Here is a 14,975-nt window from a genome sequence, read left to right as displayed (position 1 = left end):
ATTCTGTTTTGGGTTGGTCAAAAAGCAAACGCACCAAACCAACGGTTCTTCCCCAAGATTCGGTTAACGCTTCCCAACGTTTGTTAGTGGTAAAGATATTGCTAAATCTGATGATTATCAACACTAATGAAATGGCAGTCCATTTTAACTTGGCTTTGAAAGAAGGCTTCGGGTATTTCACACGCCATACAAACCAACCGTTTCGGGTCACCATTTGGCCGTATTGGTATTTGTTAGGCCTACCCGATTGGTCGTGGTAATGCGACAATTGCGCTTTGGTGGCAATCACATTTTTTCCGAATTGTTTAGCTCTGATACTAAAATCGGCGTCTTCATACAAGCCGTAACCTTCAAAATAATGCGAGAATTTAATCTTGTCAAAAACTCCTTTCTTGAATGAAAACGACATCCCAATCAACAAATCGACTTCATAAATTTTGCCCGTCAAAGGAAAACCACAAGTTCGGCCGTGTGAGTATTCAGGCATGCGTCCCGGACCTAAATCCGACTGCAAACCAAAATAATTTCTCAAAATATTCCGTGAACCTTCGGGATAAACGTAGCCTTCGAATTCATAAAACTTGTATTTACTGTATGTTTTATTCGGTTCTTTTTTTATCCAACGGTTTTCATTAATGGCAATTCCGGCCACGCCTGTTATGGTTGAATCACTATGATAAGCGTTGATGATTTCTTCAAAATAGTTAGGTTCCAAAACCGTATCATCATCCAAAAAACAAATCACTTCCGCATCCGATGACACTTTGGAAATCCCAAAATTGCGCTGTTTGGTTAAACCTCTGTGCTCCTTTTCCACTTTAAAATAAGTCAGCTTTTGAAAAGTATGCTGCTCAATCATAGTTTTGGTTTCGTCATTCAAAGAACCGTCAATAATGAGAATTTCATTCGGATAAAGTGTTTGCGTCTTTACCGAAGTCAGTAGCTTCAATAAAGGATTGGGTCGCATATACGTACAAATTACCAGGGTAAAATTCATCTTATTCATGCTTTAATTTAGTGGCCCAAAAAATACTGGTGTCCCATTTTTTCCTGAACAATTTAATATAACCAAAAGGGTTCTTTAAAAAACTTTTGTTAAGATTCTTCAAAAAAATCGTGGTTTTATAACTCAACAATTGCTCTGGCGTATCATACAACAATCGGAACAGCATCACGGTTGGTGAAGGTTTGGGTTGGATTGCTTCGTGTTGCCAACGCAAAGTTGGTTTGGTCCTAAATCCGCCCATCGGAGCTTTTAAGTGCAAAATATGGGTCGTGGAAATATACAAAATATCAAATCCTTTTTGGCGCAATTGCATCCCAAAATCATTGTCTTCGCCAAAACCAAATTCGTAACCCATATTAAACTGCAGGCCTTCGAAACAGGCCGTTTTCACAAAAGCATGACCGGCACCAAAAACTGTAAATTGCTTGGGCGCTTGGCGTTCTATGGTTTGCGTTTTCAAATGACAAGCCACTAAAAACACTTCATTACCGGTTGACCGAAAAGTATCAAGAGCTTTTTCGAGTAAATCATTGCCAAAAACAATGTCGTCATCGGCCATAAAGCAAAACTCACTTACTACCAATTCCAATCCCAAATTTCGGGCGTTACAAGCTCCGGCTTGATGGGTAAATCGGTGTTTGATGGCAAAGGGCCAAGAGTTATTTTGGATAAAATCCAATTCGGAAACGCTTTCTTCGAGAGGATTTTGTTCAATGATGATTACGTTAGTGGGCAAATGCGTTTGTGCGGCTAAATTATTGAGCACGTCTAATAAATATTGCTTACGTCCAATAGTCGGAATCAAGACATCAATCGTGCCTTTTTCTACTATCGTTTTGGTTGATGCTAATGGTATTTGGTTTAATCTAATCGGGTCAAAAGTTCTCTTTTTACTGAACAAAGAAAACACCAACGGCAACAACGGAAAACGCTTTTCAAACAGCATCAAATTAAAGAACAAAAGGAAAATCCAACGTGTTCGGTAATGTTGTTTGGAAAATTTAAAAAGAGTGGAAAGACTTGCTGCATTCAGTGGTTTTTCGGAGGTTTTACCATGAAGTAATTTCGGCTCTGAATAGCACAGTAAACCATGAACGATGATTCTTTTGGCCAAAGAATGCAGAAAATAATCAAAGTCATTTTCCACTGTCAAATCTGGGTTACAAGCTTTTAGTGCCGAAGCGTGAATGGCTCCAACCTGACTACTCGTTTGCCAAGTAGCATATCGAACTTCTTTATTAATTTTGATAAAAGGCGAATCTTCTATGTAACCCAACTCTCTTCCGAAATAATCAGAAGACGAAGGATTAAACGAAAAAAGCAACTTTTTATGGTGAAACAGGTTTTCAATCGAATTGACATTCAAATTGTCTTTTAAACTTTCGTGACACCAAACCAATATTTCGTCCTCAAACTTATCGGCCAAATCAAGCAATACCGCAACCACATTTCGATTTTTGAAAGTCGAAAAGTCACGCGCTTCGATGGAAACGACGTTAGTTACTTTTGATTGGTTGTGATAAATTATAATCATGAAACTTTCTTTTATTTCAAATTCGGTCCGGCAAAGGTTATAATTTCATTGCCTCTGAAGGTGACTGTTTTGTATGGATAATTCATTTGGCGGAAAAAAGCTTCCACTTTGATATACGTTTTCTCGTCGTTTACAACGTGATACGAAGCAATGGCAAAGTTCGGTTGCAAAGTTTTAATTGTTTCCACGCATCCGTCAAGGGCTTCAATCTCGGCACCTTCGATATCCATTTTGATAAAATCGAGTTTTTGAAGCTGGCTGGTTTTAACCCAATCATCAATAGTGACCGCTTGCTTTTTGACACAATGTTCCGCATCGGGCATCCATACCGCAGAAGAACCTGCTGTTCCGGCTTCGTAAAAATCTATCCACTCATTTTTATCCCAAAGCAATAAATCTTCAATCTTGATATTGTCTGTCAAATCCGGATTCAAAGCCATGTTCTTTTGGATTCTTTCGATATTGAATTTATCGGGTTCAAAGGCAAATACTTTTCCGCTTTGGCCCACCAATTTGGAGAAAAAAACAGTCAAATGACCACAATTAGCTCCGGCATCAATAACCACATCACCCGATTTTACCTTATAAAAATGTTGGTAATAGTCAAAATCCGCCACTATCGGATACAAAGCTTCGTTTGTAATTAGCGAAGTATTTTGAAAACCGGTTTTGTATACCATTTTATCTTTTCCTTCAACCAAGTCAAACGTTACTTTCTTAGGTTTTAATAGCCTGTAATAAAAAAGTTTAAGTTGTTCTTTGGCGTTTCCTTTGGGCATTAAGCCACTGAGTATTTTCTTGAGCGCTTTTTTCATCTGATTAATTTCTGATAGAAAGCAGCACTTTGTTGGGCCACCACTTCGATACTGAATTTTTGTTGCACTTTAGCTTTGGCTGCTGCGCCGATTTGACTTCTTAGCGAAGTGTTTTCAAGCAATATGTTTATTTTTTTGGCGAAGACTTGGTGCTCTTTCGGATTAACTAAAAATCCATTGACGTCATCGTCAATTACTTCTTTGGCCCAGCCGATATCCGAAGCCACGATAGCCTTTTGCATCGCCATCGCTTCTATCCAAGAAACGGGCAAAGCTTCGGCAAATGTGGGAAAAACACAAACGGTTGAAGCATTGATATGCGTCTTCATTTGGTCATAAGGAACACTTCCCAGAAAAGTCACGTTTTGAAAAGCAGCGGTGTCAAATAACGGTTGCATCATCGCCCAAACCGAAGAATTTCCAGTGGTAATATCTGCAGCATCACGACCAATTAGGATTAATTTGGCCTGCTTGTTTTGTTTGAATACTTCGTTAAAAATCAATGGCAATTCAAGTGAACCCTTTTTTCGGATTAGCGTACCAAAGTATAAAATGGTGTTTTCGGCTGCCGTGTTTTTCATTTCAGCCACTGAAAAGTCAGCCAAATCAATTCCATTCGGAATGACGGTAAAATCATTTGACAAAGCAAATAATTCTTTGGTAACCGTTGCCGTATATTGACTGACTGAAAGCCAAGCATTCGCCTTTTGCAATGCCTTTTTTTCTCTGAATCTATTGAGAAACTTGACCGGTCGTTGGTCTAAATGACAAAAATAAGTGTCGCTTCCGTGAAGCTTAATTACCAAAGGACATTTGAGGTTGATATTGGACGTAATTCCCGTCCAATCTGCGGCTTCAACGACATCAATTTCGCCTTTGACTACTAAATCATTAATCAGTTTTTCAATCTTTTTTTGGGTTAAAATTCTAGAAAACCCTTTGAGCTTTTTGTTTTTAATTTTATAGAAAGTAAATCCGTTATCGAAAAAAGTTTCGTCTTTATCTTGGCCATAAATCACTATGGTCACTTGGTGACCCAATTGGAGTAAGCCTTTTCCTAAATTCATAATACTCGTACCGATTCCGGCGGAAAAACCGGTTTTGGCATGAGGATATTCAGTTGTCAGGAAGGCTATTTTCATCATCCTATTTTTTCATCCAAATGCAGGATATATTTCGACCATTGGTTTGATTTTCGGCAATCAATTGGGTTTCTTCTACCTGATAACTCTCGATTAAATCACTTTTCAAGTACCCGAAAAAGCCATAGGAACGCATTTGCAGCAATTCAAAATTTTGCAATTGGTTTTTCAGAAACTTTAAAGAAATACCTTTGTTCACCGAATCAGTTTTTGTTTCCACATGGATATCGGTTACCGACCAAATCTCGTCGGCAGTCATGCGTCTTTTGATGGTTTTCTCTGCCAATAATTGGTCATTGATTAAATCGATATAATCTAAACGTCCCAAAAGTCGCTTGATGGATTTGAGCAACTTTTTCGGAATAAAATCGGTGATTTTTTTCTCTTTCGGCAAAGCTTCGAGGGCTTTTTCATAACGATTTCTTCTGCTTAAATACTCGGTTTCATTGATAGCATCTCCATTTGGATCTTGCAAATGAATTAAAATTCCGCCTGAAGTCATCGCATTATCCACTTGTTTTAAAAAAGTCTCCAAATCGGGAATATGATGCAACACTGAACTGATGATGATGACATCAAACTTTTCGGTAAGTGATGCCAAATAGCCATTAACCGTTTTATAGGGTTTGTCCCAAGTTTTGGCTTTGGCTTCGGCAAACTTTAACATGTTGGGCGAAGTGTCTAATAAAGTCACTTGGCTAATGTGTGGTCCGAGTTTTGAGTTGAGTAAAATTTGTGTACTCAAACCGGTACCACAACCAATATCGAGCAAACTGAGGGTTTTACTTTCTATATTTTTTTGCGCCAATAAATCGTCGACCAATAAATTAATCTGTTCTTGTAAACTGCCCCACATATCGGTATGCATGGCATCATAATGCTGAGCTTCAAAATCATGAAAGACGATATTGATTCTTTCCTGAAATTGCTCCGGAGAAAGAGCACTTCCGGTTTTTTGTATCAAAGGCAATAACGATTGGTAGGACATGATGTGAAATATAGTTAGAACAATTAGTTGATTTTACTTTGAATATAATAGTCGGATAAATCTTTGTCGATGATAATTGCCGCTGCGGGAAGCACAGTTTTACCCTCAGGAATGTCTTCGGTTACTACCGAGTTGGCGCCGATCGTGACTTTGTTTCCGACCGTAATATTCCCAAAAACTCCGGCATTAGGTCCGATAAAAACTTCATTGCCTATGGTTGGTACGCCCATTTTCTTGCCATAATTACTTACGCCAATGGTAATTCCTTGGGAAATATTGCAGTTCTCACCAATCACGCTATCTCCATGAATTACTACGTTACCGAAATGACCGATATAAAATCCTTTCCCTATTTGGGTTCGGTACGAAATGTCAAAACCATACTTAACCCTTAAACGTCTGAGCCACAAAAAGTAAAAGTAAAACAGCAATCGGTTGCGTCTTCTGTAATGTTGCACCAAACGAAAAATGGTCATGTATTTCAATCCGGGATTGGGTCTTATGATAAAAATATCAAACAAAACACCGATGGTAATTTTGTGAATACCGCAGCGCTTATAATCAGATAAAATATATTCGTTTGCCATTTTATTTTGTACAGATTTCCTCTATTGCGGTCCAAATTCTCTCCGAAGCAGATCGCGGCGGATGTTGGGTAATTTTTTCAAACCATTTTTTGGCGTTAGCAATAATAGCCTCGGCTTTGTGGTCGAGCGTTTTTGCAATGCAATCTTCAATTTCGTTTGGATGATTTATCCAAAAAACTGAATCTTTACTCGGCATCGACCTAAAATGAATGAATCGATAAATATTTTTCACAGACCATTTGGGATATTGCGCATTGGGCACTTCATAATTAATATAACCACAAGGTTTGTTAAAAGACACGTAGTCAAAAACCATCGAAGAACCTAAATTAATAACCATTTCGGTATGCGCAATGGTATTCATTTGCAACGCTAAATCGGCTTTAGTTGGTGAAATGTCGTGCCAAGCTTCACCCTTTTTCTCCCATTTTGGTATAATGCTAGTGATAACGTCTTTGTATTGCTCTAACACAGCGTCAAATCGGTTCGAAAAATCAACGGGACATCTTCTGAAAATGATACCCAAATTGTGCTCTTTTTGATTAAGCCTTACCACTGCTGCAGCGGTATCCGACAAATAGGTTGGATCATTAGGAGAAGTAGTCACATCATCTCCCGAAAAACAAAGGTATTTTTTAGTTAAGTCCAAATGGTGCTCGTTGAAAAAAGCTTCTTTGGAAACCAATAATTCCTTTTCGGTATGGGTTTCAAACTGTGGCGTTCCGGTAACCCTGATTTGGCTTTCTTTGACATGCGGATAGTAATACAATAATTCGCCTTTCATGTGTTCGCTCCACACAAAATAGTAATCGGTTTCGACAATCTTAGTGGCTTTGGGCAAATTGTCCCAAGAGAAAATAAACGTGGCGGTAGGGATTCCCAAATCCTGAGCAGCGAGAATCGGTGCTACGGCCAACATAGTTCTTTGATTGGTACAAAAAACCAAATCAGGCTTTTCGTTTTGCAAGGTTTCCAAACTGTCAAAGTAGAGTTTGGTTTTTCGCTCTTGTTTGGCGATGCTTTTTTTGATGCGTTCTAATCCTTTCTCAGAATTATTAAAAAGAATCAACCCTTCTTTGTAAAGGCTTTTCAGAGTTGATTTTAAATTGGAATAAGAAAACGGAAATCGATAATAATTGTAGATTGTATCTTTAGATTTCTTGATATTTAAATTTAATTCTATTCGGGTTTGGGCCATCTTCAATAGATCGGTCATCGGGTGTGCTTTGGCATTTTGGAAACGTATTTCCTTGAAGCCCAACTCACTTAAATCAAAAAGGGTATTGTTCCAAAAAGTGATGTCAATTCCTTTTTGTAAACCAATTTTGTGAAAATTTGTAAAAGAAAAATTTCTCAATCCCACACCATCCGGAAGAAGTATGAATATTTTTTTGTTTTGCATTCTTGTTTTTCAATTGAAGTCTCAAATATCTCTATTTTAGAGTTAATATGAAAGTAAATGAATGCTAAAATGTTCGGCTCGGATAATATTTATTGCGATAAGTAAGGAAAAACTTTTCAATTTGGTAAGTCATGATAAAACCGGAAATTACGGAGATAATGAATACTATAGGAAAAGCTATAAAACGATTAGTAATGTGCAGAAATCCAAAACAATAAATCACCAAAGAGTGAATCACGTAAATCGAATAGGAACAAAAACCAATTTTACTGATAAAATTCACCACAGTTGCCGTAAAAAGTCGATTCAATTGCCGATTGACATTTGCATCAATTAAAAAATGCACCAACAAAATTCCGAAAGCCACATAAAGCATTGTAAATCCAATGGTTTTCACAAAGAAAGAATCTCCGGGCGCTATAAAAGGCGTAAAAGAAAGCAGAGCCAAAGAAAGCAACAGCAATTTAGGCTTGTGTTGAAGGTAAAATGCAGTCAATTTTTCTCTTCTGAAATGGTACCAAAATGAAACCAAAACGCCAAACAATAATGAATCAATCCTCAAGTGAGACATGGTCATGTTTCGCTCTGTGTCGTCGGGAAATTGAACATTGGCCAATATTCTTAAAAGAAAAATCACCACTAAAACCGCTATCAAATATTTTTCAAAAGCGGAAGTTTTATTGGTTACTACTTCAAAACGAAGGATTTTTTTATTGAAAACCAACCACAATACTAAGGCTAAGCCAAAATAAAAATGTTCCTCAACCGCCAAGGACCAACTCGCCGCATAAGCATAACCCCAACCCAAAGCGTAATTCTGAACAAAAACCAGCTCATAAAAGGCTTTTTCCAAATCGAATTTATGGAGAATAATTCTTGGAATAATGTAGAGAATATAGGTCAGGTAAAATATGGGGTAAATTTTAAAACCACGTCTGATTAAAAACAATTTGGCATTGATGGAACCGAATTTTTGGTATTCTTTAAACAACAAACCCGAAACCAAAAAACCGCTGAGCACAAAGAATAAATCAACGCCAATCCAACCCATAGTTTCCAAAAAATCAAACAAAACCTGATGGCGAAACAGCACTAAAATAATAGCGATGCCGCGCAAAAAGTCGAGTTCTCTTAATCGGTTTACGGTTGACATTACAGTAAGTTTTGGTTGATTCCTATGGTCAATTCGCCCGAATTGAAGAACTCAAAATTATATTTTCTCAGCACTTCATAAATCGCTTCTCTACAATCAAACTCATCGTGAATTTCAATGGCTACGCATTTGGTTTTCGCCAAATAAGACACATCCGCTTTGGGTGAAGTCAGCACTTCTTTCTCCGAACCTTCAATGTCAATTTTTAGGATGTCGATGGTTTGAAATTGGTTTTTCTCCATCAGATAATTGATGGAATAAGCTTTTAAATTGGTCTCGGTGGTAGTTTCTTCCACGCGAAATGACCAATCGTTTTGATCTCTAAAATCGCTTACAATTCTTAAAAACGAATTCGTACTCCAAATACCGCCTTTTACTTTTTCTTTGGCAGCAACGCCATTAGTTGAAAGGTTAAAAGACTTCGTTTCAAAATTGGAATCATCGGGTTCTATCGTAATAAAATTTGAGCCTTGAAAAAACTTAGAAAAGTAAACTGAAGTCAATCCGATATTGCTTCCGGCATCAATAAAATTCAACTTTTTATCGTTGGGGAAATGTTTTTGAAAAACCTCCACCACAGGTTTGTATTCCACATATCGGTATATTTGACTAAACACATCCATATCACTCGAAGGCCTTTTTCTAATTTTTAAAGTAACCCCAAAATCAGGATAAGATGACACAAAATCCTTGTCATTTTCTTGTTTCAAAAAGCCATTAAAACTAATCAGGTGAAAATAGAACTCATTGAGTTGCCGCTCATTTTCAGTGGTTTTCAAATGCAAAATACGCTTGAGCAAATACCGAAGTACCAGCAGTCGGTTTCCCCAATTTAAACGGTGAAGCTGTGTTAGTTTTTGCATACTATTTTAAAATTTGTGCTGCGTTAATCCATTGCCAAATGTGGAAACTACTCTGATTGTCGCCGTTGAAAAAATGGTCTAATTCTGTTTGCAAAGCCTTTGGGTCAAACCACGAATTTTGCTTCAACACTTCCACTTCAGCCGTTACCCAAGCTTTCAAATCCTCCGAAAGCCATTCTCGTTGTGGCGTTTGCAAAGGTCTTTTGGGTGCCAAAACTAAGTCTTTTTGGAGAAACTTTTCGGCTATTTTGCGAAGCATCCATTTTTGAATGCCGTCTTTGATTTTAAAATCGGTCGGTCTGCTAAAAACATATTCCACCAATTCATAATCCAAAAAAGGCTCACGCAATTCGGTGCCGTACATCATAGAAATGCGGTCGTTAAAACGCAAAGCTCTTGGGATTTTAGTACAAAACAAATCGCGGTATTGCATATTCAATAATGCGTCTTCAAAAGGCTTCGGGTAATCGGTTTTGGTATAATTTTTAGCAAAATCCCCATCCAAAACTCCGGCCCTAAACGGCGATTTCGTCACGCCTTGCACGATGCTTTCGGAGTTTGAAATATAGTAATCATATCCGGCCCAAGCTTCATCAGAACCTTGACCATCGAGCAAAACTTTGACGCCTTTTTGACTTGCTGCTTTAAAAATATTCGAATAAGCAATCGTTGGAATACCACCATAAGGTTCGGCTTGCATTTGGGCAATTTTCAGCGACAAATCGGGAACTTCGTTGGCGGAAAGCGGACAAATATTCAAATGATACGGTCGTTGTTCCAACATCGATTTGACCCAAGGCAATTCGTCATAGCGGTCGTCATTGGTCACAAAAGTAAAAGCCTCAATCGTCGATTTGTCGATATCTTGTTGGTCAATCAGTGCCAATAACGTACTCGAATCCAAACCACCGCTCAAATTAAAACCGATAGGAACATCAGCCCTGAACCTTAAATTAATGGCTTTAAGCAATAAATTGGTGATGTATTCTTCTTCGTTTAGATGAAACTGGTTTTGCAATTGAGCAATGCGCTCCTCAAAGTGGTACCACTTTTTAATTTGCAAATGGTTGTTTTGTAAAGTCAAAAAATGTCCGGCTTTGAGTTGCTGAATACCGGTCCAAAATGTTTCATTCGGTAACCCGTAACTGCCTTCGGAAAAGAAATTGAGCCAAACCTTATCATTAGGTTTTTTAGCAATTCCCGCGGCAAAAAGTGTAGGGATTTCAGAAGCAAAGTAAAAATTATTTTGGTCAAAAAAGTAATTGAACGGCTTTACGCCAAATCGGTCGCGTGCTGCGAATAAACTTTGTGTTTTGATATTCCAAATCGCGAAAGCAAACATGCCATTGCATTCGTCCAAACAGCTTTCACCCCATTCGCGGTAAGCGTTGAGCAAAACTTCGGTGTCGGATTGGGTTTTGAAAGTGTATTTGGATTGGAGTATTTTTCGCAGTTCCAAATAATTGTAAATTTCGCCATTAAAAACCATGACATAATTCCCGCAATCACTGAAAAAAGGTTGGTTCGCCCCTTCTGACAAATCGATGATGCTTAAACGGTTGTGACCTAAAGCTGCTTTGCCTTCTACTTCCCAATCGGCTGTAAAATCGGGACCGCGATGCTTTTGGGCTTCGAGCATTTTCTGGAGGATAAACTTATTGGCTTTTGGTCCAATGATTCCGGCAATTCCGCACATCTTATAAAGTCGTTGTTTTTAAAAATTGAGACACTATAAACTCTTCCGTCATCGCCATCGATTCATAAGTCGCGCCGGCTAGATGTGGTGTAATGATGATATTGTATTCTTCGGTAGCTAATTCGACCAAAGGATTTTTTTTTAATTGTTTTTTATCAAATTCATTCTGTAAAACATCGGTTGCAATGCCGAATATTTTGTTTTGTTTGAGCAATTCGGCCACCAGATTTTCTTCCCAAACATTCCCGCGGGAAGTATTGATTAGAACTGCATTTTTTTGACAATGCTGTAATAATTCTTCATTGACAAAATTTTCGTTTTCAATGGTGTACGGAATGTGAATGCTTATGATTTCAGCCCAGGCAAAGAGTTCCTGTGGATTGGAAAAACTTTTATAGTTATTCGTTTGCGATACTATATCAAAATAACCAATCTCCAAACCGAAAGCTTGGGCAAAATTAGCGACTTGTTTCCCTACTCTGCCCAAACCTAAAATCCCGATTTTTTTTCCGCGAAGGTTATTGCCTTTGAAATGATCTCGGTGCCAATTTCCTTCTTTTACGTCTTCAAAAGCTGTTGGGATTTTTTTAAGCAAAGCCAATAACAAAGCCCAAGTATGTTCCGCTGTGGAAGGAATCGATCCTAAAAAATCCACTTCTCCTTTCAACGAAATGACTTTTCCGCCACGGCTTTCAAAATAGTCTACATCAATATGATCTAAACCGGTTGTAGCGGTTAAAATGTATTTAAGTTGTGGTGCTTTTTCGAGGATTCCTTGGGTCAATTTGAATCGGAGACGGACAAACAAAACGTCAACCTCAGCGATATTTTCAGTCAAGTCTTCGAGTGAAGTAAAATCACGCTGAATCACCTCAAAATGTTTTTGAAGTTCGGCAATAGCATTAGGACTAAAATCGCCCGATTCAGTGATTAAAATTCTCATCTTTCCAGTCTTGGTACAATATTTCGGCTATCTTAAAATCTCTTGGGGTATCAATATTGGCCAACCATTCTGCATTCATCACATACGCTTTTTTATTGGCAACCATAAAAGATTTTTCTTTGAAAAAAGCAGTAGTTTTCACAGCATAAAAACAACCGTTTCGATAATAGACAGGCTTTAAATCTTGTCTTCTGGCAGTTTCACCTTCGGTTAAAAAAGGAGCCAGCGCATCGTTCGCACCCAAATTATACATGCGCGCCGGATGCATATCGTCCATCGAAACGACGCTGATTACGCCATCGGTATTTTTATCGTTTTCAAATATAGTAATGATCTTGTCTAAATCTGCAGCAGTTCTTAATGGTGAAGTCGGTTGCAACAAAACAATAATCTCAAAATCTTCCTTTAATTCTTGGTAAACATGTTCAACGGCAGTCACCACATTACTGGTATCGGTGGCTAAATCTTCAGGTCTGAGAATCACTTCGCTGCCAAATTGCTTTGACACTTGGGCGATTTCCTCCGAATCGGTAGAAACGATGAATCTTGAGGTTTTTTTGGAGGCTTTGGCACAATCAATGGCGTGTGCAATCAACGGTTTGTCGCCAAGGATTTTGAGGTTCTTTTTGGGAACGCCTTTCGAACCACCACGTGCAGGTATGATGACCAAAACTTTCATTAATAAGTGATGGTTTTGTGAAACTGAAGCGGTAATTCTTTGAGCAATTGAGCAATTTTAGTTCCGGCTTCTCCTCCGCCGTAGACATCCGATTTTGGTCTTTCTTGTTTTTTCAGAATAGCATCGACTGACACTATAATTTCGTTTTCGTCATAAGTCACATCGACAACATTTTGCCCACGGTCACGGCGATTTTGACGCGAACCGATGTTAATTGTCGGTACACCAAGATAAGCACATTCTCTAATCCCAACACTAGAATTGCCAATCAGGCAAAGCGAGGAATGCAACAAGTTTAAGAAATCGTCGCCTTCCATGTTTTTGAAGAAGTGCACGTTTTCCATTTTATATTTTTCACGGAACGAACGAATTCCGGTTGATGTACCATCCGCGCCGGCATCCACATTGGGCCAAAACCAAAGCGTTGGTTTGTTGATTTTTTGAATCGCTCTTAAAGTCGCTTCTATGTGTTTTCTGGAATCTTGGTATTCATTGGTTACCGGATGTTGCATCACGACTATATAACCGTTACTCAAATCGGGTTGCGACCCTACGCCGCCGTATTTTTCATACGGATTGAAAGTCAACGAATCATTTTTGGCCACTTCTTGTGCAATATCTATAGAAGGACAACCGGTATTGAAAACCATGTTTGCATTTTCACCGAGCTGAATTACTCTTTGTTTGGCATTTTCAGACGCAACAAAATGGTAATCGGCCAATTTGGTAATGGCGTGTCTGACTTTTTCATCAATGTTTCCCGTTACTTCGCCTCCTTGAATGTGGGCCAAAGGAATATTCATATACGAAGCCGAAATCGCAGTTGCCATCGTTTCAAATCTATCGGCAACAGTAACTACAATATCCGGTCGAAGATTGTCAAAAACCGTTGACAATTCGAGGATTCCGATTCCGGTTGTTTTTGCAGCAGCCGTTAAATTTTCACCTTCCAACACATTAAAAACTTTGGCGGCGATTTCGAAACCGTCTTTTTCAATGTAATTCACTGCGCTACCGTATCTATCGAGCAATGCCGAAGCAGCTACGATGAGTTGCAACTCCAATTCGGGATGCTTTTTGATGGCGGTTAAAACGGTTTTAACTCGGCTATAAGAAGGTCGGGCTGTGATAACGACAGCTATTTTTCGGGTGTGGCTCATGCTAAATCTGCTTCATTCAAAAAATCCCATTGGGACTTATTTACAGTCAATTGTCTTCCGATTACTTTTTCAAAATCGGCGGCGGAAATACCGTAACCTTTGGGCTTTTTGCTTTCCAAATCGGCAAACGTAAGGACATGTCCTTGTGGTAAATTTTTATTAATGGCCAACGATTTTTCAAAGATGCTTTTCAGTTCAGTGAAATTATCATTGCTGTTTTTATTGATAGGGTTATTTTGTGCCAAATGAATCTCACTTACCGCTTCCGCCAATTGCTTGGTTTCATCTAAAGTCAGCGACGCTATAGCATCCGGTCCAAACATCGAACGGCTGAAAACCACGTGAAATTCTAAGATTTCGGCACCTAAAGCTATAGCGGCAATTCCAGTAGCAATTTTGGCCGAATGGTCTGAAAAACCAATTGGTACATCGTATCTTGCTTTCAATTCTGCTATCACATTCAATCCGTATTGTTCCGGTTTCGTGGGATAAGCGGTTGTGCATTGCAAAATGGAAAATTGAGCCTTTTTGCTTTTCAAAAAAGCTACGGTTTTATCCAACTCGGCAAAACTACTCATGCCTGAGGAAATGATGATGGGTTTTCCGGTTTGGGTAATTTTTTCGAGTAAAAGAAAATTATTGACTTCGCCTGAACCTATTTTGTATGTGTGAACGCCTACTTCTTCCAACCAATCTACTGCCAGATTACTGAAAGGCGAACAGATAAAATCCAATCCCACTTCATCGCAATGTTGTTTGATCCCTTTCCATTGTTCGAGTGTGAATTCCATGCGCTTCCAATAGTCGAAACGCGTGGCATCTTCTTTGGAGAATTTCACCCGAAAAGGCTCATGGATACTGCTTTCTGCTTCGGCAATGTGCATTTGGAATTTAATCGCCTGCACACCGGTTTTAGCCACGGCATCGATATAGGAATGCAAAATTCCCAAACTACCTTCGTGTGCTTGAGCAATTTCGGCTATTAAATAAGGTTTTTGGTTCATCAA

The 14,975-nt window shown here is 38.7% G+C and carries 14 protein-coding genes; all 14 read right to left on the bottom strand.

Features of this window, described 5'->3' with window-relative positions; translation table 11 throughout:
* On the bottom strand, positions 1-997 hold a 997-nt coding region (locus ACK4HO_RS09200; RefSeq protein WP_409665111.1), incomplete at its 3' end, for a glycosyltransferase family 2 protein.
* Between the two features lies 1 nt (position 998).
* A complete protein-coding gene (locus ACK4HO_RS09195) occupies positions 999-2,540 on the bottom strand; it encodes a glycosyltransferase family 2 protein (RefSeq protein ID WP_409665109.1) in 1,542 nt (513 codons plus the stop codon).
* A gap of 11 nt (positions 2,541-2,551) precedes the next feature.
* Positions 2,552-3,355, bottom strand: a complete 804-nt coding sequence (locus ACK4HO_RS09190; RefSeq protein WP_409665108.1) for an FkbM family methyltransferase — start codon at positions 3,353-3,355, stop codon at positions 2,552-2,554.
* Complete coding sequence (locus ACK4HO_RS09185; protein ID WP_409665106.1) at positions 3,352-4,500, bottom strand: glycosyltransferase family 4 protein; 1,149 nt, start codon at positions 4,498-4,500, stop codon at positions 3,352-3,354. The genes ACK4HO_RS09190 and ACK4HO_RS09185 overlap by 4 nt, the downstream gene beginning before the upstream one ends.
* Position 4,501: 1 nt before the next feature.
* The gene (locus ACK4HO_RS09180; RefSeq protein ID WP_409665104.1) at positions 4,502-5,485 is read right to left on the bottom strand and encodes a class I SAM-dependent methyltransferase; all 984 of its coding nucleotides are present in this window, start codon (positions 5,483-5,485) and stop codon (positions 4,502-4,504) included.
* Between the two features lie 23 nt (positions 5,486-5,508).
* Positions 5,509-6,072 carry a serine O-acetyltransferase gene (locus ACK4HO_RS09175; protein WP_409665102.1) on the bottom strand — a complete coding sequence of 188 codons (564 nt, stop codon included), beginning with the start codon at positions 6,070-6,072 and terminating at the stop codon, positions 5,509-5,511.
* A 1-nt stretch (position 6,073) separates the two neighbouring features.
* On the bottom strand, positions 6,074-7,474 hold the full coding sequence (locus ACK4HO_RS09170; protein ID WP_409665100.1) for a UDP-glycosyltransferase: 1,401 nt from the start codon (positions 7,472-7,474) through the stop codon (positions 6,074-6,076).
* 64 nt (positions 7,475-7,538) lie between these two features.
* Positions 7,539-8,627 (bottom strand): acyltransferase family protein, encoded by a 1,089-nt coding sequence (locus ACK4HO_RS09165; protein WP_409665098.1) that lies wholly within the window; start codon positions 8,625-8,627, stop codon positions 7,539-7,541.
* On the bottom strand, positions 8,627-9,490 hold the full coding sequence (locus tag ACK4HO_RS09160) for an FkbM family methyltransferase (RefSeq protein ID WP_409665096.1): 864 nt from the start codon (positions 9,488-9,490) through the stop codon (positions 8,627-8,629). Before ACK4HO_RS09160 ends, ACK4HO_RS09165 begins: the two co-directional genes overlap by 1 nt.
* 1 nt (position 9,491) lies before the next feature.
* Positions 9,492-11,186 carry an asparagine synthase (glutamine-hydrolyzing) gene (asnB, locus tag ACK4HO_RS09155; RefSeq protein ID WP_409665094.1) on the bottom strand — a complete coding sequence of 565 codons (1,695 nt, stop codon included), beginning with the start codon at positions 11,184-11,186 and terminating at the stop codon, positions 9,492-9,494.
* A 1-nt stretch (position 11,187) separates the two neighbouring features.
* Positions 11,188-12,129: an NAD(P)-dependent oxidoreductase gene (locus tag ACK4HO_RS09150; RefSeq protein WP_409665092.1), complete on the bottom strand. Its 942-nt coding sequence runs from the start codon at positions 12,127-12,129 to the stop codon at positions 11,188-11,190.
* Positions 12,110-12,808 (bottom strand): cytidylyltransferase domain-containing protein, encoded by a 699-nt coding sequence (locus ACK4HO_RS09145; RefSeq protein ID WP_409665090.1) that lies wholly within the window; start codon positions 12,806-12,808, stop codon positions 12,110-12,112. Before ACK4HO_RS09145 ends, ACK4HO_RS09150 begins: the two co-directional genes overlap by 20 nt.
* A complete protein-coding gene (gene neuC, locus ACK4HO_RS09140; protein WP_409665088.1) occupies positions 12,808-13,968 on the bottom strand; it encodes a UDP-N-acetylglucosamine 2-epimerase in 1,161 nt (386 codons plus the stop codon). Before neuC ends, ACK4HO_RS09145 begins: the two co-directional genes overlap by 1 nt.
* Positions 13,965-14,972 (bottom strand): N-acetylneuraminate synthase family protein, encoded by a 1,008-nt coding sequence (locus ACK4HO_RS09135; protein WP_409665115.1) that lies wholly within the window; start codon positions 14,970-14,972, stop codon positions 13,965-13,967. Before ACK4HO_RS09135 ends, neuC begins: the two co-directional genes overlap by 4 nt.
* Between the last annotated feature and the right edge of the window lie 3 nt (positions 14,973-14,975).

This window comes from Flavobacterium sp., assembly GCF_046296355.1.
In the GTDB taxonomy this organism is placed as follows: domain Bacteria; phylum Bacteroidota; class Bacteroidia; order Flavobacteriales; family Flavobacteriaceae; genus Flavobacterium.
Note: the sequence above shows the minus strand (reverse complement) of the source record. Positions and strands in the feature narration are given on the sequence as shown.